General features: G+C 72.1%; 21 protein-coding genes and 1 other RNA gene. 15 read left to right on the forward strand and 7 right to left on the reverse strand.

Annotated features, from left to right (window positions below; translation table 11 throughout):
• Positions 1-43: 43 nt before the first annotated feature.
• The 4 genes from ACZJYS_RS04875 to ACZJYS_RS04890 form a co-directional block, all read right to left on the reverse strand.
• Positions 44-2,617 carry an ATP-binding protein gene (locus tag ACZJYS_RS04875; RefSeq protein ID WP_109515241.1) on the reverse strand — a complete coding sequence of 858 codons (2,574 nt, stop codon included), beginning with the start codon at positions 2,615-2,617 and terminating at the stop codon, positions 44-46.
• Positions 2,618-2,624: 7 nt separating this feature from the next.
• Positions 2,625-4,856 carry a two-component system response regulator gene (locus ACZJYS_RS04880; protein ID WP_109515242.1) on the reverse strand — a complete coding sequence of 744 codons (2,232 nt, stop codon included), beginning with the start codon at positions 4,854-4,856 and terminating at the stop codon, positions 2,625-2,627.
• 194 nt (positions 4,857-5,050) lie between these two features.
• On the reverse strand, positions 5,051-6,301 hold the full coding sequence (locus ACZJYS_RS04885) for an MFS transporter (RefSeq protein ID WP_493176215.1): 1,251 nt from the start codon (positions 6,299-6,301) through the stop codon (positions 5,051-5,053).
• Positions 6,279-7,022, reverse strand: coding sequence for an SDR family NAD(P)-dependent oxidoreductase (locus ACZJYS_RS04890; RefSeq protein ID WP_109515244.1), 744 nt, complete (start codon positions 7,020-7,022; stop codon positions 6,279-6,281). Before ACZJYS_RS04890 ends, ACZJYS_RS04885 begins: the two co-directional genes overlap by 23 nt.
• A gap of 107 nt (positions 7,023-7,129) precedes the next feature.
• Between ACZJYS_RS04890 and ACZJYS_RS04895 the strand changes: the two genes are divergently transcribed.
• From ACZJYS_RS04895 to ACZJYS_RS04940, 10 genes are all read left to right on the forward strand, one after another.
• Positions 7,130-7,918 (forward strand): IclR family transcriptional regulator, encoded by a 789-nt coding sequence (locus tag ACZJYS_RS04895; RefSeq protein WP_493176217.1) that lies wholly within the window; start codon positions 7,130-7,132, stop codon positions 7,916-7,918.
• Complete coding sequence (locus ACZJYS_RS04900) at positions 7,915-8,679, forward strand: SDR family NAD(P)-dependent oxidoreductase (protein WP_493176219.1); 765 nt, start codon at positions 7,915-7,917, stop codon at positions 8,677-8,679. Before ACZJYS_RS04895 ends, ACZJYS_RS04900 begins: the two co-directional genes overlap by 4 nt.
• A 49-nt stretch (positions 8,680-8,728) precedes the next feature.
• A complete protein-coding gene (locus ACZJYS_RS04905; RefSeq protein ID WP_493176221.1) occupies positions 8,729-10,288 on the forward strand; it encodes an ABC transporter substrate-binding protein in 1,560 nt (519 codons plus the stop codon).
• A 60-nt stretch (positions 10,289-10,348) separates the two neighbouring features.
• Complete coding sequence (locus ACZJYS_RS04910) at positions 10,349-11,353, forward strand: ABC transporter permease (protein ID WP_109515248.1); 1,005 nt, start codon at positions 10,349-10,351, stop codon at positions 11,351-11,353.
• Entirely contained in the window at positions 11,350-12,234 is an 885-nt protein-coding gene (locus ACZJYS_RS04915) for an ABC transporter permease (RefSeq protein ID WP_493176223.1), read from the forward strand. Before ACZJYS_RS04910 ends, ACZJYS_RS04915 begins: the two co-directional genes overlap by 4 nt.
• A complete protein-coding gene (locus ACZJYS_RS04920) occupies positions 12,231-13,253 on the forward strand; it encodes an ABC transporter ATP-binding protein (RefSeq protein WP_493176224.1) in 1,023 nt (340 codons plus the stop codon). The genes ACZJYS_RS04915 and ACZJYS_RS04920 overlap by 4 nt, the downstream gene beginning before the upstream one ends.
• Positions 13,250-14,236, forward strand: coding sequence for an ABC transporter ATP-binding protein (locus ACZJYS_RS04925; protein WP_493176226.1), 987 nt, complete (start codon positions 13,250-13,252; stop codon positions 14,234-14,236). Before ACZJYS_RS04920 ends, ACZJYS_RS04925 begins: the two co-directional genes overlap by 4 nt.
• A gap of 214 nt (positions 14,237-14,450) precedes the next feature.
• Positions 14,451-15,140, forward strand: a complete 690-nt coding sequence (locus tag ACZJYS_RS04930; protein WP_493176228.1) for a glutathione S-transferase family protein — start codon at positions 14,451-14,453, stop codon at positions 15,138-15,140.
• A 113-nt stretch (positions 15,141-15,253) separates the two neighbouring features.
• Positions 15,254-16,408 carry an ABC transporter substrate-binding protein gene (locus tag ACZJYS_RS04935; RefSeq protein ID WP_493176230.1) on the forward strand — a complete coding sequence of 385 codons (1,155 nt, stop codon included), beginning with the start codon at positions 15,254-15,256 and terminating at the stop codon, positions 16,406-16,408.
• Between the two features lie 72 nt (positions 16,409-16,480).
• Positions 16,481-16,966, forward strand: coding sequence for a cupin domain-containing protein (locus ACZJYS_RS04940; RefSeq protein WP_109515254.1), 486 nt, complete (start codon positions 16,481-16,483; stop codon positions 16,964-16,966).
• Positions 16,967-16,994: 28 nt separating this feature from the next.
• Here ACZJYS_RS04940 and thiE read toward each other — a convergent pair whose 3' ends face one another.
• From thiE to ACZJYS_RS04955, 3 genes are all read right to left on the reverse strand, one after another.
• Complete coding sequence (thiE, locus tag ACZJYS_RS04945; protein WP_109515255.1) at positions 16,995-17,651, reverse strand: thiamine phosphate synthase; 657 nt, start codon at positions 17,649-17,651, stop codon at positions 16,995-16,997.
• Position 17,652: 1 nt separating this feature from the next.
• Positions 17,653-18,576: a class I fructose-bisphosphate aldolase gene (locus ACZJYS_RS04950; protein WP_379650191.1), complete on the reverse strand. Its 924-nt coding sequence runs from the start codon at positions 18,574-18,576 to the stop codon at positions 17,653-17,655.
• 116 nt (positions 18,577-18,692) lie between these two features.
• Positions 18,693-19,217 (reverse strand): hypothetical protein, encoded by a 525-nt coding sequence (locus ACZJYS_RS04955; protein ID WP_493176233.1) that lies wholly within the window; start codon positions 19,215-19,217, stop codon positions 18,693-18,695.
• 97 nt (positions 19,218-19,314) lie between these two features.
• On the opposite strand from ACZJYS_RS04955, the gene ACZJYS_RS04960 reads away from it, so the two are divergent.
• The 5 genes from ACZJYS_RS04960 to ACZJYS_RS04980 form a co-directional block, all read left to right on the forward strand.
• Positions 19,315-19,617: a hypothetical protein gene (locus tag ACZJYS_RS04960; RefSeq protein ID WP_146201811.1), complete on the forward strand. Its 303-nt coding sequence runs from the start codon at positions 19,315-19,317 to the stop codon at positions 19,615-19,617.
• A 2-nt stretch (positions 19,618-19,619) separates the two neighbouring features.
• Positions 19,620-19,949: a cell division protein ZapA gene (locus ACZJYS_RS04965; RefSeq protein ID WP_109515259.1), complete on the forward strand. Its 330-nt coding sequence runs from the start codon at positions 19,620-19,622 to the stop codon at positions 19,947-19,949.
• 9 nt (positions 19,950-19,958) lie between these two features.
• Positions 19,959-20,113: non-coding RNA, 6S RNA (gene ssrS, locus ACZJYS_RS04970), on the forward strand.
• The gene (locus ACZJYS_RS04975) at positions 20,100-20,711 is read left to right on the forward strand and encodes a 5-formyltetrahydrofolate cyclo-ligase (RefSeq protein WP_493176236.1); all 612 of its coding nucleotides are present in this window, start codon (positions 20,100-20,102) and stop codon (positions 20,709-20,711) included. The genes ssrS and ACZJYS_RS04975 overlap by 14 nt, the downstream gene beginning before the upstream one ends.
• A gap of 6 nt (positions 20,712-20,717) precedes the next feature.
• Positions 20,718-21,447: TIGR00282 family metallophosphoesterase (locus ACZJYS_RS04980; RefSeq protein WP_493176238.1), on the forward strand; the 730-nt coding region annotated here is incomplete at its 3' end.

Here is a 21,447-nt window from a genome sequence, read left to right on the forward strand (position 1 = left end):
GCCCGCCAGGGTCGGTCGGGGCTGCGCGCCAGGGGAGGGGCGCTCAGCCGCGGTGACTTTGCGGGTCCACTTCCTGGAGCAAGGCGCGGCGCGTGCGGTCCAGCTCGGCCCTGGCGCGCAGCGCGAGCTCCGCCCCCTCCCGCATCAGCGCCTCCCGCCCCATCTTGCGCCACTCCTCGCACAGGCGGCACAGCGCGGCGGCGCCGATGTTGGCGGCGCTGCTGCGCAGGGCGTGCGCCTCCGCATGGAAGCGCGGCGCATCGCCGGCGATGGCGGCGGCGGAGATCGACTCGATCAGCTCCGCCGCGTCGGACAGGAAGTCCCGCGCCAGCCCGTCCACGAACTCCTCGCCGCCGAGCTTGCGGAGATTCTCCAGCGTCTCGGTGTCCAGCGCCGGGGTGGTCATGCGGAAGCGGGGATGGGAGGCGATGTCGGCCACCGGCGCCGCGGCCCCGGCCGTGCCGCCGCGCGGCGGCCGGGCATTGGCCTCGACGATCCGCAGCAATTCCTCCGGCTGCACGGGCTTGATCACATGCCCGTCCATGCCCGCCTCGGCACAGCGGCGGGCGCTTTCCTCCGTGGCGTCGGCGGTCAGCGCCAGGATGGGCAGGTGCGGCTGGCCCAGCGCCATGACGCGGAACAGCTTGGTCGCCTCGATGCCGTCCAGCCCCGGCATGTTCACGTCCATCAGCACCAGGTCGAAGCTGTCCGCCTCCTGCTCCAGCATGTCGAGCGCGGCGTCGCCATCATCGGCCAGCCGGGCCTCGTGGCCGGCGCGCTCCAGGATCTTGGCGACGACGCGCTGGTTCACCCGGCTGTCATCCGCGACCAGCACGCGCAGGCGCCGCCCCGGCAGCGCAATGGGAGCACCGGGCTGAGCCGTGCCCGGCTGGGCGGGGCCCGGCTGGGCGGAACCCGGCGCCGCCGCGCCCTCTGGCCCGGCGGCGGGAGCGGCTTCCGCCGGCGCGGCGGGGCGGGGGCTGAGCGCCAGGGCCAGGCGCAGCGCATGGGCGATCTCGTCCGGCGCGGCCTCGGGCCGCAGCGCCGTGACATGCTCGCGCCGCATCGGCTCCGGCGCCAGCCCCTGGGGCAGGGGGGTGATCAGCACGCGGGGATGCGCCGGCGTCTCGGGCGGCAGGATGTTGCCGGGGCCGTCATAGGTGAGCAGCAGGCAGCGCCCCTCCGGCCCCTCGGGCCGGGCGCGCAGCAGGGTGGCGGCCTCGGCCGGGGTGGCGGCGTGGCGAACCTCGATGCCGAGGCTGGCCAGCGTCTCGGTCAGCGCGGCGGCGCGGATCGGCGCCGGGTCCAGCAGCACCGCGGCCAGCCCCGCCAGGCTCGCGGGCGCCACCGGCTCCGCCGGGTCCAGCAGCAGGTCGAAATGGAAGGTGCTGCCGAGGCCGGGGCTGGAGCGGACGCCGATCTCGCCCCCCATCAGCCGCACCAGCCGGCGGCAGATGGCCAGGCCCAGCCCGGTGCCGCCGAAGCGGTTGATGATGCTCGGATCGGCCTGGGTGAAGGTTTCGAAGATGCGCTCCTGCGCCTCGGGCGCGATGCCGATGCCGGTGTCGGTCACCTCGGCGCTCAGGCGCAGGCGGCGGCCGGTGGCGTCGGCGGGGGTGGCGTCCAGCGTCACCGTCACCCCGCCGGTCGCGGTGAATTTCACCGCGTTGCTGGCCAGGTTCAGCAGCACCTCGAGCAGGTGCCGCCGGTCGCCGCGCAGCCGCAGCGGGGTGCGGGCGCTGGCATGGACGGAGAAGCGCAGCCCCTTTTCGCGGCACTGGCTGGCCATCAGGGCGCGCAGCTCGGCCAGCATCCCGGCCACCTCGAAGGGCGCGTCATCCGTCGGCATCCGCCCCGCCTCGATGCGGGACAGGTCGAGGATGTCGTCGATCAGCGCCAGCAGGGAGCGCGCGGCGCTGTCCACCGTGCGCGTCATCTCCTGCTGCTCGGCATCGAGCCTGGTGCCGCGCAGCAGGCCACCCATGCCGATGATGGCGTTGAGCGGGGTGCGCAGCTCGTGGCTGACGCTGGCCAGGAAGAGGGATTTGGCGCTGTTCGCCTCCTCCGCCTGCTGCTTGGCGAGGGAGAGCTTGCGGATCAGCGTGCCGGCGTAGAGCGGCAGAATCATCAGCCCGATCAGCAGCCCGACGGCCAGGTGCGGCTGCCCGGACCAGTAGGGCGTGGCGAGGATGACCCCGCCGAAGCCGGCCAGCGCCGCGGCCATGGCAATGCGCAGCCAGCGCAGCCCGAAGCGGAAGCCGTTGCCGAACACCACCCACAGATAGATGGGCCAGAACATGGCCACCGGCTCGCCGCCCAGGAAGAGCTGCCAGGACAGGAAGCCGCAATCGAGCAGCAGGGCGGCGAGGCGGCGCGGCTGGGAGATGCCGGGGGAGACCAGGATATGCCCCAGCACGCCCAGCGCCAGCGTGACATAAAGCGCCATCACCAGCAGCGCGCTGCGGGACTCCGCCGAGCCGTCCACCAGCAGCACGAGGATGATGATCACCGCGAAGGCCAGGCGGTTGAAGCTCATCTCGTGCTCGCTGTCCGGCCGGCCGCGCAGCCGTGCGCGCAGGCGGGACAGCAGGCCGCGCCGGGGGGGCGGGGCGCTCATGGCACCCTCAGGGCCCGCGCAGCAGCTGCGGGCCGGCGTCCTGGCCCTTGCTCTCCGGCAGCTCCGGCCGGGCGGCCGCCGCCAAGCTGGCACGCGGGATGGCGACGGGATGGCCCATCAGCTCGGCGAAATCCGCGGGTGGCACCGCCTCGCTGTAGTAGAAGCCCTGCACCTCGTCGCAGCCCTCGGCCTTCAGCTGCAGCAGCTGCGCCTCGGTCTCCACACCTTCCGCGATCACCTGCAGGCGCAGCATATGGCCGAGCTCCACGATGGTGCGCACGATGGCCGCGTCGTTCGGCTCCGTGGTCATGCCGCGCACAAAGGACTGGTCGATCTTGAGCCGGTCTATCGGAAAGTTCTTAACATAGTTCAGCGAAGAGTACCCGGTTCCGAAGTCATCGACCGAAATCCGTACCCCGCGCGTGCGCAGCGTCTGCAGCACGGCCGCCGTCTCCGGCGCCTGCTCCATCAGGATGCCCTCAGTCAGCTCGAGGTCGAGCTGCGCCGGGTTCATTCCGCTTTCCGCCAAAGCCCGCAGGACCATCGCCGCCACGTCCTGCCGGCGGAACTGGATGGGGGAGAGGTTCACCCCCATGCGGATCGGCGGCAGGCCGGCCTCGCGCCAGCGCACCGCCTGGCGGCAGGCCTCGCCCAGCACCCATTCGTTGATGGGGCCGATCAGCCCGCTCTCCTCCGCCACGGGCAGGAAGCGGCCAGGGCCCATCAGCGTCTGGCCGGAGCGCTGCCAGCGCAGCAGCGCCTCGGCGCCGGTGATGCGGCCGGTGCGCAGGTCCACCTGGGGCTGGTAGTGCAGCAGGAACTCGCCGCGGGCGAGGCCCTCGCGCAGCGCCGCCTCGATCTGCATCGCCTCGCGTGCCCGCGCATCCATGGCGGCGGCGAAGAAGCGCCAGCCATTCCGCCCCTCCGCCTTGGCCCGGTACATGGCGAGGTCGGCGTTGCGCAGCAGCTCGGCGGCGTCCGTGCCGTCCCGCGGGTAGAGGGTGATGCCGATGCTGGCGCCCACCGTCAGCGTCTGGCCGCCGCAGTGGAAGGGTTCCGACAGGCTGGCCACCACCTTCTCGGCCAGGGTAGCGGCCTCCTCCGCCTGGCTGATGCCGGTCTGCACGATGGCGAACTCGTCGCCGCCCAGACGGGCGATGATGTCGTTCTCCTGCGTGACGTGGCGCAGGCGCTCCGCCACGGCGCGCAGCAACTCGTCGCCCAGGTGGTGGCCGAAGACGTCGTTCACCGGCTTGAAGCGGTCGAGGTCGAGGAAGAGGAGGGCGAAGATGTGGTCGCCCCGGCGGCCGCGCGCCAGCTCCCGCCGCAGCCGGTTGCGCAGGAAGGCACGGTTGGGCAGGCCGGTGAGCGGGTCGTGGTGGGCCAGGTGGCCCAGCCGCTGCTCGGCATGCTTGCGGTCGGTGATCTCGAGCGAGGTGGTCAGGACGGATTCGATCTCGCCGCGGGCGCCCCGCAGCGGCGCCTTGGTGGTGATGAAGATGCGCGCCTGGCCATCGGCGTCCACCGCCTCCTCCTCGCGGCCCGGCAGGGCCTCGCCGGATTCGAAGACCAGCAGGTCGAGCGCGCGGGAGCGGCGGCCGCGCTCGGGGCCGAACAGGGCTTCCACCGGGTTGCCCACCAGCGCATCGGGCGTGGAGCCGGAGAAGCGGGCCTGCCAGGCGTTGACGAAGACGCAGCGCCCCTGCCGGTCGGCCGCGCTGATCATGGCCGGGACGGTGTCGATCACCTGCGCCAGGGCGCGGCGGCTGTGGCGCAGCAGCTCCTCCTGGCTGCGGGCGCTGTCCTCCAGCTCCTGCTCCAGCGAGGCGGCGCGGCGCTGGATGATCTGCTGCTGCCAGCGCATCCGCAGCAGGTTGCGCGCCCTGGTCATGAACTCGTAATGGTCCACGGGGCTGAGCAGGAAGTCGGTGGCGCCCGCCTCCAGGGCGCGCAGCCGGTAGGCACGGTCGTTGTAGGCGGTGATGACGATCACCGGCACATCCGCGGCACCCGAGCCGGGCCCGAGGCTGCGCAACTGGCGCGTGAACTCCGCCCCGTCCATTTCCGGCATGCGGAAGTCGGTGACCACCAGATCGGCGCTGTTGTCGCGCAGCCAATCGAGGGCCCGCCTCGGGTCGCCGAAAGCCTCGACCCTCACATCCTTGTCGAGCGACACGGCCAGTCTGGCGAAAATGTCCCGGTTGGTCGTCCTGTCGTCCAGGATCAGGATCGTTGCCATATCTTTGAATCTTTAAGCCTGCAGCCGTGCTGCGTCCACTGAAGGTGGGCGCGGGAGAGAGTGACGCTATACGATCCGGCCGCATCTTGCACGAAGCAAGGCATCCACAATCCGGTGCATTTCGTGAGCGTTCGTAAACCAATGGTGGCCGGAAGGGCGGGCGGTTCTCCCGCCGCCCCGACTCGGGCCGCCGCTCAGGACGGCCGTGCGCCTGTTCCGAGCAGCACCAGCCCGCCGCTGAAGGGCAGCAGCGCCACGGCGAGAAAGGCCGGCCCATAGCCGGTGCCCAGCGCCAGACAGGCGCCGACCAGCGCCGGCCCCAGCACATAGCCGATGAAGGTGACGAAGGTGGTGGCCGCCATGGCCTCGCCCACCTGCTGCTCCGGCACCAGGCTGCTGACCTCGGCCATGAAGACGCCGTTCCAGCTGGCGATGGCGATGCCCCCCAGCGCGCTCAGCCCCACCACCGCGGCGGGCGGCCATGCGGGGCCGACCGCCGCCAGCAGCGCGGTGACGGCGGCGGAGGCGAAGGCCAGCAGCACCAGCATGCGGCGGGCCGAGCCCATCCGGTCCGCCAGCCAGCCCACCAGGATGCGCCCCGCCACGCCGGCGCCCTGCATGGCGGCGAAGGCGGTGCCCGCCTCGGCCAGGGTGAAGCCCTGCCGTGCCGTCAGGTAGAGGACGAGAAAGGCGAAGACGCTGCCCTGGGCCACTGCGAAGCCGAGGCTCACATAGCTGATGCCGAGCAGGGCCGGCCGCCGCGCCAGCAGCCGGAAGGGCGCCGCCATCTGCGCCGGCCGCAGCGCGGCGCGCAGCGAGAAGCAGCGCGGGCCGGGCGGGTCGATGCGGCGGCGGAAGGCCTCGGACAGCAGGGTGGCGGCCAGCGCCGGCAGGGCGATGCCAAGGCAGGCCCACCGCCAGTTGCCGCTTTGCAGCAGCAGCGGCACGGCGATGCCGGCGACCGCCCCGCCCAGCGGAACGCCGGATTGCTTGATGGAGAACACCAGGGAGCGGTGCCGCGCCGGCGCATAGCGGCGCAGCAGGTCGCTGCCCGCGGGCGGGGAGGGGCCATAGCCCAGCCCGATCAGCAGCGAGGCCGCCAGCAGCGCCGTCCAGCCGCCGCCTGTCGCCAGCAGCAGCCCCGCCACCCCCAGAACGGCGCCGAGCTGCAGCGTGCGCACGGCGCCGAGCTGCGCCATCACGCCATTGCCCAGCACCAGCCAGAGCATGGTGCCGGCCGAGCCCACCGAGGCGAGCAGCCCGATGCTGCTCTCCGGCACGCCCGCCGCCTCGGTCAGCGCCGGCGCCAGCACCGGGAAGACGCGGGTGAGGCAGGCGCTCACCGTCTGCATCAGCAGCGCCACGCCGAGCGCCGCGACCCAGGCCGGGCGTGGTTCCGCCCCCGGCGCCCGGGCGGGGCCTTCAGACGTTGTACTGGAAGCCATCGACGACGAAGTCCTGGCCGGTGATGAAGCAGGGCTCCGAGGCGGCGAGGAAGGCCACGATGTTGGCGACATCCGCCGGCTTGCCGAGCCGCTGCAGCGCGATGCCGCGCGCCAGCTCCGGCCCGCGCGCGCGGGTGATGCTGTTGCCCAGCTCCGTCTCGATCACGCCCGGGCAGATGGCGTTGACCAGGATCTCCGGCCCCAGCTCCTTGGCCAGCGCGCGCGTCATGCCGAGGATGCCGGCCTTGGCGGCGGCGTAGGAGAAGCGGCTGACCGCGGCGGTGACACCGCCCGAATGCGCGTTCAGCGAGGACATGCTGATGATGCGCCCCGACCCTTGCGCCTTCATCAGCGGCGCCACGTGGCGGATGTAGTTGAAGCAGCTCTTGAGGTTGACCGCGATGGTGCGGTCGAACTCCGCCTCGGTGATCTCGAGGATGCCGGTCGGGTTGCCGCGTCCGGCATTGTTCACCAGCACGTCGATGCGGCCATGCCGCTCCATCACCGCCGCCACGACCTCGCCGGCGCGCGCGAACTCCGCCACATCCGCCTCGTGGACCGAGACCTCGCGGCCGAGCGCCGCGATCTCGCCTTGCGTGCGCTGCATCTCCGGCAACAACAGATCCACCAGCGCGATGTCGAAGCCCTGCTGCGCGAGGGCGAGGGCACAGCCGCGCCCGATGCCGCGCGCGCCGCCGGTGACGATCGCAAGCTTGCTCATGGAACCATCCCTCTCGACGGCGCCCCGCTCGATGACGCCGGGTTCATTTTGCCTTGACATCGCTACTGTCCGCCAACGAACCTCATTCAGCAACGGGATTGGCATTCATGTCCATGAATCTGGAAGTGAAGTCCGCGGGGCGGATCCTGGAGTTGCTGGAGTTCCTCGCCGCTGCGGCGGAGCCTGTCTCCCTCAAGGAAGTGGCGCTCGAACTCGGCTTTCCGCGCAGCAGCACGCACGGCCTGCTGCAGACGCTGGTCGGGCGCGGCTACGCGCTGCGCGAGGAAGGCGACCGCTACGTGATGAACCCCGCCTGCCGCAGCGGCCCCGGCTGGAGCGGAGGGCCCACCGCGCATCTCGTCGCCGTCGCCAGGCCGGTGATGGAGAAGCTGCGCGATGAGAGCGGCGAGACCGTCGTGCTCGGCGTGCGCATGCGCAACCAGGACGTGAAGCGCTGCGCCAAGCTCGTGAGCCTGCAGGCGGTGCGTTACGACACCACGCGCGAGACGCAGATGCCCGCCTACTGCACCGCCATGGGCCGCGTGCTGCTGGCCTACGCCGAGCCCGGCGTGGTGGATGCCTATCTGGCGCGGCTGCAGCCGGAGAGGCTGACGCCGCGCACGGTGACCGACCGTGCCGCGCTGCGCGGCCTGATCGAGGCGGCGCGGCGGGATGGCTACGCCATCAGCGACGAGGAGATGGTGCTCGGCGGCACCGGCATCGCCGCCCCCGTGCGGACCCGCAGCGGGCGGGTGGAGGCGGCGATCAACCTCGGCGTCGTCACGCCGCGCTACGCGGCCAGCCGCGAGCGCATGATCGGGCTGGTGGTGGCCGCCGCGCGGCAGCTCAGCTTCCGCATGGGCCACATGTCCCCGGTGGAGAGTGCCGCGGCATGAGGATCGCATTCGCGGGGCGCACGGTTCTGGTGACGGGCGCGGCGCGCGGCATCGGCGGCGGCATCGCCGCCGCCTTCGCGGAACGTGGCGGCCGCGTCATCGCGACCGATGTGCTGGAGGCGGAGCTGGCGGCGCTGCCCGCGCATGTGGCGCCGGCCGGGGGCGGCAGCCTGGAGACGCGCCGGCTGGACGTGACCGATGCCGCCGCCATCGCCGCGCTGATCGGCGAGACCGGCACGCCGGACATCCTGGTGCATGTCGCCGGCGGCGTGCGCGGCCAGAGCCCGAAGCCCTTCGAGGACGTCACCGAGGCGGAGTGGGACGCGATCCAGGATGCCAACCTGAAGGGCGCCTTCCTCGCCGCCCGCGCCGTGGTGCCGGGGATGAAGGCGGCCGGACGCGGGCGGATCGTGGTCATCTCCAGCCGGGCGGGGCTTGGCGTCAGCCGCACCGGCATCCAGTCCTATGCCACGGCCAAGGCGGCGCAGCTCGGCCTGGTGCGGCAGCTCGCGCATGAGCTGGGGCCGCACGGCATCACGGTGAATTCCGTGGCGCCCGGCTTCCTGCGCACCAGCCCCGATTACGAGCGGCAGTGGAATTCCTACGGCGCCGAGGGCCAGCGCGCCATGGTCGAGGGCATCGCCATGCGCCGGCTCGGCGAGCCGGAGGATATCGCGCATGCGGTGCTGTTCCTGGCCTCCGACTATGCCTCCTGGATCACCGGGCAGGTGCTGCCGGTGACGGGAAGCCCCATCGCCTGACGGCCGCGCGCCGACACGACTGCAACCACCAGACGGAAAGGTGCCTGTGATGATACCGATCTCCCGGCGACCCCTCCTCGGGCTTGCCGCCGCCGCCGCGGCCACCGCCGCCATGCCGCGCGAGGCGCACGCCGCCGACCGCTTCGTCTACGCCAACAACAGCAATTTCGACACGCTGGACCCGCATGTGGTGTTCGACACCGCGCGCGTGGCAGTGCGCCTGAACTTCTACGATGGCCTCTACCGCTGGGTGGACAACCCGCCGAAGCTGATCCCCTGGCTGGCCGAGAGCCACGAGACCAGCGCCGACGGGCTGGACTGGGTGTTCAAGCTGCGCCGCGACGTGAAGTTCCACGACGGCAGCCCGATGACGGCCGAGGACGTGGTCTACAGCATCGAGCGCATCCTGGCGCTGAACCTCGGCGCCGCGCCGCTGTTCCGGCCGCTGCTGGAAGCCAGCGCCACCACGGCGCCCGATGCGCACACGGTGCGCTTCCGGCTGAAGGAGCCCTCCGCCATCTTCGGCTCTCTGGTGCCGGATATCACGGTGGTGAATTCCAAGCTGGTGAAGCGCAATGAGCGCGACGGCGACTGGGGCCGCGCCTGGCTGGCGCGCAACGTGGCCGGCACCGGCAGCTTCCGCCTGCGGCGCTACGACCCGGCGGTGGGCTTCATCGCCCAGCGCTTCCCCGACCATTTCGCCGGCTGGGGGCCGAAATACCTCGACGAGATCGAGTTCCGCACGGTGCTGGAGACCAACACCCGCGTGCTGGGCATGATCCGCGGCGACTATCACGGCACGGACGGCTACATGACGCCCGACCAGATCGACCGCTTCCGCGCCTCGGACACGGTGCAGATCCTGGAACAGGAATCGATGCGGGTGTTCCACTTCTGCATCCACAATGCCCGCGCACCGATGAACGACATCCACTTCCGTAAGGCGCTGGTGCACGCCTTCGACTATGACGGCTTCATCAACGACGTGCTGAAGGGCTCGGTGGTGCGAAACCCCACCATCATCCCGAACAACATGTGGGGCGCGCCGCAGGGACTCGAGGGCTACAAATTCGACCTCGACCTGGCGAAGGCGGAGCTGGCCAAGGTGCAGGCGCCGCTGCGGCCCATCACCATCGGCACGCTGGCGGGCTTCAGCGAGACGGAGCAGGCGGCCTCGGTGTTCCAGGCCAACCTGCGCAAGATCGGCATCGAGGCGCGCATCGAATCCGCGCCCTGGCCCACCGTCTCCTCGCGCATGCGCAACAAGGACCAGCAATACGACATGGTGCCCTACTGGAAGAGCACCTACTACGCCGACCCCAACAATTGGCTCGGCGAACTCTACGGCTCCCGCTACCTCGGCGGCGGCAACGTCTCCTACTACAGCAACCCGGAAGTCGATCAGCGCATCGAGCGCGCGCTGGTCTCGACCGACCAGGAGGAGCGGCAGCGGCTGAACGAGGAAGCGGCCCGCATGGTGTTCGACGATGCCGCCGGCGTCTGGATCTACAACACCAAGTGGTTCGGGCCGTACTCGAAGCGCATCGCCGGCATCCGCTTCTGCCCGGTGGGCAGCGGGCAGGACATGCGCTGGGCGCATTTCGCCTGATCCGCCTTTCCTGAATTTCCCCCCGGCGCCCACCCGCGCCGGGGCCTGCCGGGGCGCCGCATGAAAAGGCTGGAACTGATCCTGTCACGGCTGCTGTGGCTGGTGCCGACGCTCATCGGGCTGGGCGTCATCACCTTCGCCATCAGCCATGTCATCCCGACCGATCCGGTCGCCATCCTGGCGGGCGAGAACGCGACGGCCGAGCAGATCGCGGCGCTGCGCACGCAGCTCGGCTTCGACCGGCCGCTGCCGGTGCAGCTCCTGGCCTACTTCCAGGATCTTCTGCGCGGCGACATGGGCGTCAGCCTGTTCAGCCAGCAGCCGATCGCCGAGGAGCTGGCCACCCGCCTGCCGGCGACGCTGGAGCTGACCTTCGCCGCCGTGCTGCTGGCCTCCGTCCTCGGCATCCCGCTCGGCGTGGTCTCGGCGTTGCGGCGCAACAGCGCCATCGACCACGCGCTGCGCATCGTCACCGTCTCCGGCCTCGCCATCCCGAGCTTCTGGCTGGCCATCCAGTTGCAGTACCTGTTCGCCATGCAGATCGGCGTGGCGCCGCTGAACGGGCGGATCGACGGCTTCGGGCCGGAGCCGGTCACCGGCCTGATGCTGCTGGACTCGCTGCTGCAATGGGACTGGGAATCGTTCTGGGGCGCGCTGCGGCACATCGCGCTGCCGGCCATTACCCTGGCGCTGCCGGCGGCGGCCACCATCGCCCGCTTCACTCGCGCCGGCGTGCTGGAGGTCGTCACCAGCAACTACGTCCTCTACGAGCGCGCCATGGGCCTGCCCGGCGCGCTGGTGACGTGGAAATACGTGCTGCGCAACGCGCTGATCTCCACCGTGACGCAGATCGGCCTGATCTTCGGCGTGCTGCTCTCGGGCGCGGTGGTGGTGGAGGCGGTGTTCGACTGGCCGGGCCTCGGCGCCTTCGCCGTCATCTCCATCATCCAGTCCGACCACCGCGCGGTGATGGGCTTCACCCTCTGGGCCGGCGCCATCTTCGTCATCGTCAACCTGATCGTCGATGTGCTGCACACGCTGATCGACCCCCGGAGCACGCGATGAGCGCGCCGAACCACGGCTTCCTCGCCGGCGCGGCGGATATCGCGCGGCGCCTGCTGCGCGACCGCGCCGCGATGGTCGGCTTCACGCTGATCCTGCTGCTGGTGCTGGCGGCCATCTTCGCCCCCTGGCTCGCCACCCACCCGAACGACGTGTACGAGATCCACACCGCCCGCCGCCTGACGCCGCCCGGCGCCGCGCACTGGATGGGCACCGACCGCATGGGCGCCGACATCTACAGCCGCCTGCTGTTCGGCGCGCGCATCACCATCCTGATCGCGGTCATCGCCGTCGGTACGGCGGTGCTGGTCGGCGTGCCGATCGGGCTGGTGGCGGGCTACTACCGCAACTGGTTCAGCGACCTGCTGATGCGACTGTCGGACATCTTCCTCGCCGTGCCGCAGATCGTGCTGGCCATCGCCATCGCGCAGACGCTGGGACCGTCGATCGAGAACGTCATCCTGGCGCTCAGCGCCACCTACTGGCCCTTCTGGGCGCGGCTGGTCTATGCCGAGACGCGCTCGATCAAGAACGAGACCTTCGTCGAGGCCGCCATCGCCCTCGGCGCCTCGGCGCCGCGCGTCATGATCCTGCACATCCTGCCCAACATCGCCTCGGCCATCATCGTGCGCACCTCCATCGGCATGGGCGCCACCATCCTGACGGCGGCGGCGCTGGGCTTCCTCGGCCTCGGCGCACCGCCGCCGACGCCGGAATGGGGCCGCACCATCGCCGAATCCCGCGAATACCTGCCCGAGGCCTGGTGGTATGCGCTGGCGCCGGGCCTCGCCATCTTCCTCGTCGTCATGGGCTTCAACCTGCTGGGCGACGGGCTGCGGGACATCCTCGACCCGCGGATCCGCCGTGGCGGGCGCGGGCCATGAGCGGGCTTCTCCTGGAGGTGGACCGCCTCACCCTCGGCTTCCGCACCGAGCGCGGCCTGGCGCGCATCCTGGATGGCGCCAGCCTGCGCATCGCGCCGGGGGAGGTGATGGGGCTGGTGGGCGAGTCCGGCTGCGGCAAGACCACGCTGGCGCGCGCCATCCTTGGCGTGCTGCCGGCGGGCGGCGCGCAGATCGATGGCGGGCGTATCAGCTTCCGTGGCCGGGACCTGCTGCGCGAGGACCCCGCCACCCTGGCGCGCGACCTGCGCGGCCGCGCCATCACCTTCATCCCGCAGGACCCGTTCAGCAGCTTCAACCCGGTCTTCACCATCGGCGAGCAGCTGATGGACCTGATGAAGTGGAAATCTCCCCGTCGCCAGGGAGAGGGGCGCTGGCCCACCCTGCTGCAACCCTATCCGCGCGCACGCCGGAAGGCCGACCGGGAGGCGGTGCTGGAGATGCTCGCCGCCGTGCAGCTGCCCAACCCGGCCGCCATCCTGCGGAAATACCCGCACGAGGTCTCGGGTGGGCAGCGGCAGCGGCTGATGATCGCCATGGCGCTGCTGCCGGAGCCCGACCTCGTCATCGCCGACGAGCCGACCACGGCGCTCGACGTCACCATCCAGGCGCAGATCCTGGGCGTCATCCGCCGCCTCGCCACCGAGCGGCGCGTGGCGGTGCTGCTGACGACGCACGACCTCGGCTCCGCCTGGGAGATCTGTGACGCGGTGACGGTGATGTATGCCGGGCAGGACGTGGAATCGGCGCCGATCGACCGCTTCTTCGCCGCCCCCGCGCACCCCTACACCACCCGCCTGCTGGAGAGCCTGCCCAGGGAAGGCGCCGATGTCGCGGGCATTCCCGGCGAGGTTCCGAGCCCGCTCGCCCAGCCGCCCGGCTGCCGCTTCCATCCGCGCTGCGACCGCGCCACGGAGGCGTGCCGCGCCACCCGGCCGGAGGAGACGCTGCTGGCCGAGGGCCACCGCCTGCGCTGCTACCATCCGAGGCTGCCCGCATGACCCCGACGAGCCCCATCCTGGAGCTGCGCCACCTCGTCAAGCACTTCCCCATCCGTGGCTTCATGGGCCGTCGGGTGGGCGCGGTGAAGGCGGTGGACGACATCTCCTTCACCCTGGAGAAGGGCGAGATCCTCGGGCTGGTGGGCGAATCCGGCTGCGGCAAGTCGACGCTCGGCAAGACGGTGATGGGCATCCAGCAGCCCGATGCCGGCGAGATCCTGCTCGATGGCGAGCTGCTCGCCGGCCCCGGCAAGCGCCACCGCACCGAGCGCCGGAAGGACCTGCAATACGCCTACCAGGACCCCGGCGCCTCGCTCGACCCGCGCTGGAAGATCGGCCGCTCGCTGGAGGAGCCGCTGGTCATCCACACGAAGCTCGACGCCGCCGCGCGCCGTGCCCGGGTGCGCGAGATCCTGCGCGCCGTGGGGCTGCCGGAGGGGCATCTGGAACTGTATCCGCACGAGATCTCGGGCGGGCAGCAGCGCCGCGTGGGCCTCGCGCGCATCCTGACGCTGCACCCCAAGGTGGTGATCCTCGACGAGCCGACCTCGGGGCTGGATGTCTCGGTGCAGGCCACGGTGCTGAAGCTGTTCCGCGAGCTGCGCGACCGCTTCGACCTCACCTATGTCTTCGTCAGCCACGATCTCGCGGTGGTGCGGATGATGTGCACGCGGGTGGCGGTGATGTATCTCGGCCGCATTGTCGAGATCGGCCCGACCGCCGCGCTCTTCGCCGACCCCCAGCACCCCTACACCCAGTCCCTGCTGGCGGCGATCCCGCAGATCGGCGGCCGGCGCGTGACCGAGAATTTCAGCCTTCAGGGCGAGCCGCCCGATGCCGGGCGGCTGCCGGGCGGCTGCCGCTTCCGCACCCGCTGCCCGCGCGCCACGGCACTCTGCGCCGCGCAGGAGCCGGCGCTGGCGCCGCATGGCGGGCAGATGGCGGCCTGCCATTTCCCGGGGCGGGATGCGCGGGCCGCGTGACCCGCGCCGCCGGGGCCGGCTTGCCGCGGGGCAGGGGGCTTTGTAGCGTCCCGCCCCGGAGCAGTGGCGCTGCGCCACCGCGTGGGAGCTGCCAGCGATGACCGAACCGCATTCCGCGATGACGCCGAGCCAGCCTGGGGCCGCACGCTGCCTGAAGGGGGGGGCGCTGCACGGCCTGCCCCTGCGCCGCGGCGTCCGGGCCGGCTGAGCGGCGATGGCGCGCGAACTCTACGAGCTGGCCGGCTCCGACCCGCAGCGCCGCTTCAGCCCCTATTGCTGGCGCAGCCGCATGGCGCTGGCGCACAAGGGGCTGGAGGCGGATTGCGTTCCCTGGCGCTTCACCGAAGGCCAGGCCATCGCCTTCTCGGGCCAGGACAAGGTGCCGGTGCTGGTGGACGAGGACCATGTGGTCGCGGATTCCTGGGCCATCGCCGAGTATCTGGAGGACCGCTACCCGGAGGCCCCTTCGCTGTTCAACGGCGCGCGCCAGCCGGTGCGCTTCATCAATGCCTGGGCCGACACGGTGCTGAACCTGCATCTGGCACGGATGATCGTCAGCGACATCCCGCAATGGCTGGATGAAAGCCACCGGACCTATTTCCGCGCCAGCCGCGAAGCGCGCTTCGGCATGGCCCTGGAGCAGGTGACACAAGGGCGTGAAGCACGGCTGCCCGAGTTCCGCGCGGCCCTGCAACCGCTGCGGGTGATCCTGCGTGCCCAGCCCTTCCTGGGCGGTGCAGCGCCGGACTATGGCGACTATGCCGTGTTCGGAAGCTTCCAATGGGCGCGCTGCGTGTCGTCATTCCCGCTTCTGGAAGCCTCGGACGCGGTCCATGCCTGGCGCGAGCGCATGCTGGACCTGTTCGGGGGGCTGGCCCGGCACGTGCCGCACGGCGCGCCCTGAAGGCCGGCGGGGCTGGGTAAAGCGGCTCCGCCATCCTATCTACGCCGCCCCATGCTGAGGCGGAACAGAAATGCAGGCTCCCGCGCTCCCCGGCTTTCCGCCGGGGCGGGGGCATGATCACGCGGCGCGGCCTGCTGGCGGGCCTGCCCCCGGCCTTGGCCGCCGGGCTGCCGTGCCGCCGCGCCGCCGCCGGGATCCCCCTCGACGGGGCCGCCGCCCTGTTGTGGGAGGCGCTGCGCCAGAACGCCTGGGGCCGTACCCTCCGCTTCCACCTGACTGCCGAGGATCCGGGCCTGGAGGGCTTCCTGGGCTGGATGGCGGCCGAGCTGGCGGCCCGCCACGGCATCGGCCTCGACATCGTGCCGCTGCGCGACGAGGCGGAGGCGGTCTCGCGCGTCGCATCGGGGGAGGGGGTGGATCTGGTGGCGCTGGATGCGGGCGCGCTGCTCGCCCTGCGGCAGCAGGACCTGCTGCTGCCGGCCCGCTCGGCCCTGCCCAACGCCGCGCCGCCGCCGCCCGGGGCGCCGGAAGGCGGCTTCGGCGTGCCCTGGCATGGCGGCGGGCTGGTGCTGGTGCACGATGCGGCGCAGGTGCCGGAGCCGCCGCCCGGCATGCTGGCGCTGCCGGATTGGGCGCGGGCCCGGCCAGGCCGGCTGGCGCACCCGACGCCACGCCACGCGCTGGGCGCCGCCTTCCTGCTGCAGGCCTTGCACGAGCTGGTGCCGCATCCGCGCCTTCTGGAGAGCCCCGCCACCGACCGGAACTTCACCCTTTTCACCGCGCCCTTCTGGGAGTGGTATGGCTCGCTTCGCCCTTTCCTGTGGCGCCAGGGCCAGGCCTTCCCCGAAGGGGCCGCGGCCTTGCGGCGCCTGCTGCGGAGCGGCGAGATCGCCCTGATGCCGGCGCTGCATCCCATCGCGCTGCCGCGCCTGGTGCGGCTGGGGGAATGGCCGCCCTCCAGCCGCGCCCAGACGCTGGGGCGCGGCAGCATGGCCCATGCCGCGCTGCTGGCCGTGCCGCGCGCCGCGGCGCAGCCCGAGGCGGCGATGCTGGCCGCCAATTTCCTGCTCTCCCCGGAGGCCCAGGCCCGCATGGCCGACCCGCATCTGCTGGGCCGGCTGGCCCCGCCGGCACCCCGGCCGCGCCCCGAGGCGCTGCTGGCCACGCCGCCGCCGCCCGACATGCCCCGCCTGCCGGAGCCGCACCCAAGCTGGGCCCTGCGCCTGCGGCAGGAATGGGAGCGGCGGATGGGCGCGCTCACGCAATAGCCAAGGCCCTGCTCCGCAACTCGGGCGCCTTCGATCCCGTTGGCAACGGCAAGGAATACCGGAGACCGGCAGATGCAAAGCGAAACCCTGTGGCTGCCCAGTCAGGAGGCGGTCCCGAACAATCCGCGGCTGCCCGTCCAGGTGCACCGGAAGGTCTTTCCCGAGGGCAAGGTGGAACGGGCGGAGGCGCTGCTCGCCGGACATGGCTGGCTGCCCGCCTGGCGCGACGGGATCCATCCCTATGTGCATTTCCACACCACGGCGCATGAGGCGCTAGCCATCGTGAAGGGATCGGTGGTCGTGCGGCTGGGCGACGAGAGCGGGCCGGAGGTGCCGGTGAGCGCCGGCGACGTTCTGGTGCTGCCCGCCGGCACCGGGCACCAGCGCGTGGAGGAGAGCGAGGACCTGCTGGTGGTGGGCGCCTATCCGGAAGGGCAGGAGCCGGACCAGCGCTTGGCCTCCACGGCGCAGGCGGCGGAGGCGCGGGCGCGCATCGCCCGGCTGCCGGACCCGCCCTGCTGCCCCGTCACCGGCGAGGCCTATCCGCGCCGGCCCTGAGGCGCGGACCCCTAGGCGCGGGTCCGCCTCAGGCGGCGGCGATCGCCGCGTTCAGGGCGCGCACCCCGGCCGCCGGGCCGTCCGGGTGGTTCCACACCGCCCCGACCACGGCCAGGAAATCCGCCCCCGCCCGCACCAGCGGCGCGCAGTTCTCGGCGGTGATGCCGCCGATGGCAACCGAGGGCAGCTCGAACATCTCCGTCCACCACTCCAAAATCTCGGGCTCGGCCCGGTGCTCGGCCTGCTTGGTGGCGGTGGGGAAGAAGGCGCCGAAGGCCACGTAGTCGGCGCCCAGCTCGCCCGCCTCCATCGCCAGGTGCCGGCTGGCATGGCAGGTGATGCCGAGCATCCGCTCCGGCCCCAGCAGCTTGCGCGCCTGGGCGTGGTCGCCATCGGTCTGGCCGAGATGGGCGCCGTCGCAGCCCTGCTGCACGGCGAGGTCGGCGCGGTCGTTCAGCAGGAAGGCGACATCGCGCGACTGCGCCACGGGCCGCAGCACGTCGATGGCGCGCCGCAGCGCGTCCTCGCCCACATCCTTCAGGCGCAGTTGCACGGCGGCCACGTCGCCCGCGTCGAGCGCGCGGGCGAGGTCGTCGGCGAAGCGCGCCGGCTCCAGCGCGGGCGGCGTGATGAGATAGAGGCGGCAGCCCGGCTCGCCGCCGCCCGCCTCCGGAGCCGGCGCCATCTCAGGCAGCCGCCTGGTAGACGGCGATGATGTCGGACAGCAGCTTCAGCGCCTCCGCCTTCGGGCGCTGGAAGGTGTTGCGGCCGATGATCGAGCCGTTGCCGCCGCCGGCATGGATGCCGCGCGCCATCTCGACGATGGATTCGGCCGTGCCGGCCTCGCCGCCCGAGAACACCACGATGCGCCGGCCGCCGAAGCAGGCCTGGGTGATGTGCCGGATGCGGCCGGAGAGCTGGCCGATCTCCGGCACCGGGGATTTCTCGTAGGTCTTCCTGGCGGCGTCGAGCGAGATCGCTTCCGTCGGCGGCTTCACCTTGATGATGTGGGCGCCGAGGAGCGCCGCCATGTGCGCGGCATAGGCGCAGATGTCGAGCGCGGTCTCCGCGGTCTTGTCGAGGTTCGGGCCGCGCGGATAGCTCCACACCACCACGGCAAGGCCGGCGGCCTTCGCCTCCTCGGCCAGCTCGCGCAGCTCCTCCATCATCTCGAACTGGTATTCGGAGCCGGGATAGATGGTGAAGCCGATGGCCGAGCAGCCGAGGCGCAGCGCATCCGCCACCGTGGCCGTCACCGCCTGGTCCTTGGTGGTGGAGAGGCTGTTGGAGGAATTGACCTTCAGGATGGTCGGGATGGCGCCGGCATAGGTGGAGGCCCCCGCCTCGATCATGCCGAGCGGCGCGGCATAGGCCGAGAGGCCCGCCTCGATCGCCAGCTCGAAATGGTAGCGCGGGTCATAGGCGGCGGGGTTGGGGGCGAAGGAGCGGGCCGGGCCGTGCTCGAAGCCCTGGTCCACCGGCAGGATCACCAGCCGGCCGGTGCCGCCGAGCTTTCCCTCCATCAGGATGCGCGCCAGGTTGGCCTTGGTGCCGGGATTGTCGCTCTCGTACCAGGAGAGGATTTCCTTCACGCGGGGCGTCAGCTGCATGACCGTGCTTCCTTCCGTTCGGCGCCCTGCCGCCGGTGCGGGACCAGGCCGCGGGAGGCGCCCCACGGCGGCGGGCCGTTGCGGCGCCCCGCGCGTCGGCGGGGGCCGTTCCGGCTTTACCCGAGGGCCTCCGGACTGTCACCAGGGCCGCTGCCGCCGGCGGCGGGGCCGGCGCTGCGCGCCGGATCGGCGGCGAGCCATCGGGCAACCTGCTCCTCCGTGGCCGGCCGCCCGGCCGTTCCATGGGCGAGGTCGAGCGCCGGCGGGGCGGCCGCCAGCACGCGGCCCGGCGCCAGCGCGGCGAGGGTGGGGAAGGCGGGGCATTCCGGCGCCAGCACCACCGCCGCCACCCCGGCGCGCAGCGCGGCCAGCGCGTGCCCCGGCGCCTGGCCGCAATCGAGCACCGGCCAGGGTTCCGGCCAGGGTTCCAGCGGGGGCTCCAGCCCGGGCGGCGCCGCACCGCCGGCGCGGATCAGCGCCAGGAAGAGCGGCGCGCCGAGCCAGGAGGCGGCGCCGGGCGGCGAGAGCAGCGGCAGCGGCCCGTGCAGGCCGCGCCCCCTGGCCGCGCGCAGAGCCAGCGCCACGCCGGCGGCATCGCGCACCACCACCCCGCGCATTCGTGATGCCGCCAGCCTCTCCATGCTCCGCCTATCCCCATCATAGAGCGTTCCATTGCCCCGCATCCGTTGACCCTGCCCATGGGGGCCGCGTAAAGCCTGAAACCATGAGAGGCACGGCTTGGGTGAAGGCGTCGGCATGAGCGATGCGGTGAACGCGGCGGCGACACGGTTGGAACAGGCGGTCGAGAAGCTGGCGGCGGCCCTGGCCCGCCCGCCGCAGTCCGCCGGCGTGACGCCGGACGAGGTGGCGGCCCTTTCCGCGCGGCTGGACGAGACGCTGGTGCGCCTGCGCACCGCCCTGGCCGAGGTGGAAGGCGAGGCCGCCGGCCACCTGCCCGAGGATGAGGCGGAGCCGGGCGAGGCGGCGGAACCCATGCCCGCCTCCGCTCCGCCGGCAGACGACAGCAGCAAGGGGAGCTGAGATTGGCCCAGGTCACGGTTCGTGTCGGTGGCTATACCCATCCCGTCTCCTGCGAGGATGGCCAGGAAGGGCATCTGATCGCGCTCGCGGCGGATGTGGACCGCCGCGTCTCCTCCATCCGCGCCATGGGCGGCCAGTTCGGCGAGAGCCGGCTGCTGCTGCTGGCCGCGCTGCTGCTGGCGGACGAGCTGCACGATCTGCGCGTCGAGATGTCGCGGCTGAAGGCGGCCAGCGCGCAATCCGCCCCCGCCTCGGACCCGCTGCTGGCCGAGCGCCTCGGCCGGCTCGCCGAGCGGATCGAGGGCATTGCGGCCTCGCTCGACCATCCCTAAATGTGTGTGGCGGAGCTGCCCGGTGCGTCAGGTACATTATCCCTGGGGCCAATAAGCATCCTCCGGGAGCTGGCTCTGACCGGATCTTGGTCCGGTTACCTGGTGCCCACCTGTTTACACAGGCCTTAGGAGGATAACACGCCAACGGCCATGGCGGCTCCGCACTCCCTTTCCCCATCTCCTGCCGAGACCGATCCGCCCGAGCTCGCCGCCGCCAAGGTGGCGATGCGCCAGGCGGCGCTGGCCGGCCGCGCCGCGTTCGGCCCCGCCGCCCGCGGCGCGGGCGAGGCGCTGGCGGCCGTGGTGCTGCGCGAATGCCCGCTGGCGGACGGCGCCTGCGTCGGCGGCTTCTGGCCGATGGGCGACGAGATCGACATCCGCCCGCTGCTGCGTGTCCTGGCGGCGGCCGGGCATCCGCTCGCCCTGCCGGTGACGCCGCGGCGCGGCCTGCCGCTCCTCTTCCGCCCCTGGCGCTTCGGCGAGGCGCTGCTGCCCGGCCGCTTCGGCACCTCCGTGCCGGCGGGCGAGGCCGAGGTGATGCCGGAGGTGCTGCTGGTGCCGCTGCTGGCCTTCGACCGGCTAGGCGCGCGGCTCGGCTATGGCGGCGGCTATTACGACCGCACCCTGGCCGCCCTGCCGGGGGCGCGCGCCATCGGCGTCGCCTATGCGGCGCAGGAGGTGCCGGCGGTGCCCACCGGCCCCCACGACCAGCCCTTGCCCGGCATCGCGACCGAGGCCGGCTTCATCCGCACCGAGAGGTAGAGAGTTTTGCGCATCCTGTTCCTGGGCGACGTGGTCGGCCGTTCCGGCCGCGACGCCCTGACCGCCGAGCTGCCCGGCCTGCGCGCCCGGCTGAAGGCCGATCTGGTCGTGGTGAATGCCGAGAATGCCAGCCACGGCTTCGGCGTCTCGCCCGACATGGTGCGCGCCTTCCTGGCGGCGGGGGCGGATGTGCTGACCCTCGGCAACCATTCCTGGGACCGCAAGGAGATCATCGGCTTCATCGATGGCGAGCCGCGGCTGATCCGCCCCCTCAACTACCCGCCCGGCACGCCGGGGCGCGGCGCCACGGTGGTCGAGGTGCCCGGCGGCCGCAAGGCGCTCGTCATCAACGCCATGGGCCGGCTGTTCATGGAGCCGCTGGACGACCCGTTCCGCGCCGTGCAGGCGGAGCTGGCGAAGCACACCTTGGGCGCCGGCGGCACGGTGCAGGCCATCCTCATCGACATCCACGCCGAGGCCACCAGCGAGAAGATGGCCATGGCGCACAGCTTCGACGGGCGGGTGAGCCTGGTGGTGGGCACCCACACCCATGTGCCGAGCGCCGACCAGCGCATCCTGGAGAACGGCACCGCCTACATGACCGATGCCGGCATGTGCGGCGACTATGACAGCGTGATCGGCATGCAGAAGGGCGGCGCGGCGCTGCGCTTCTGGAAGAAGGTGCCGGGCGAGAAGCTGGCCCCGGCCGAAGGCCCCGCCAGCCTCTCCGGCGTGT

The sequence above is a fragment of the Roseomonas sp. TS2 genome (assembly GCF_058833935.1).